This is a genomic window from Rhizobium esperanzae, from assembly GCF_002204185.1.
Classification (GTDB): domain Bacteria; phylum Pseudomonadota; class Alphaproteobacteria; order Rhizobiales; family Rhizobiaceae; genus Rhizobium; species Rhizobium esperanzae.
This window is the reverse complement of record NZ_MXPU01000068.1, coordinates 1-836: the sequence shown is the minus strand read 5'-3', so window position 1 is coordinate 836 and position 836 is coordinate 1. Positions and strand designations below refer to the sequence as shown.

General features: G+C 53.0%; 1 protein-coding gene and 1 rRNA gene. Both read left to right on the top strand.

All coding sequences use genetic code 11. The annotated features are described in order from the left end of the window. Window positions 1-142 precede the first annotated feature (142 nt). Complete coding sequence (locus tag B5E41_RS31560; protein WP_141098865.1) at window positions 143-322, top strand: hypothetical protein; 180 nt, start codon at window positions 143-145, stop codon at window positions 320-322. Between the two features lie 48 nt (window positions 323-370). After that, a 16S ribosomal RNA gene (locus B5E41_RS30955) occupies window positions 371-836 on the top strand; the annotation flags it as partial.

The window sequence follows — 836 nt, the reverse complement described above, 5'->3', positions numbered from 1 at the left end:
TAGCTCTATAAGCCCACTCACTGAACGAGGGCGGCGGCGCTGCTGGCGACGAAGTCTTTCGTTCTGAAGAAACTCAAGCGGATTGGCGATTGCTGGTTTGTTGCTTCGGGCTTAGGTTTGGAGCGGGTTTTGGTGACGGCTGATGGTCGTCGGTTCTTTGACAATTGAAGATGAGAAGAAAGAGAAACGTGGGCGGCGGAGCTTGCGGGATCGGCAGCGATGCTGGTTCTTTGAAAGAGACTTTGGCGGTCACGTTTATCAAGAGAAGTTACACTGGTTTTTGACGTTGGATTTCGGTCTGACGTTTGGAAAACAGGTGTGAAGTTCTCGTCGATTCAGAACGTGACGTAATTGCCAATGATTGAATTCTCAACATGAGAGTTTGATCCTGGCTCAGAACGAACGCTGGCGGCAGGCTTAACACATGCAAGTCGAGCGCCCCGCAAGGGGAGCGGCAGACGGGTGAGTAACGCGTGGGAACGTACCCTTTACTACGGAATAACGCAGGGAAACTTGTGCTAATACCGTATGTGCCCTCTGGGGGAAAGATTTATCGGTAAAGGATCGGCCCGCGTTGGATTAGCTAGTTGGTGGGGTAAAGGCCTACCAAGGCGACGATCCATAGCTGGTCTGAGAGGATGATCAGCCACATTGGGACTGAGACACGGCCCAAACTCCTACGGGAGGCAGCAGTGGGGAATATTGGACAATGGGCGCAAGCCTGATCCAGCCATGCCGCGTGAGTGATGAAGGCCCTAGGGTTGTAAAGCTCTTTCACCGGAGAAGATAATGACGGTATCCGGAGAAGAAGCCCCGGCTAACTTCGTGCCAGCAGC

What these genes read in the sequence shown, in the direction of transcription:
- B5E41_RS31560 (WP_141098865.1), top strand. Translation starts at nt 143, where the DNA reads ATGGTCGTCGGTTCTTTGACAATTGAAGATGAGAAGAAAGAGAAACGT.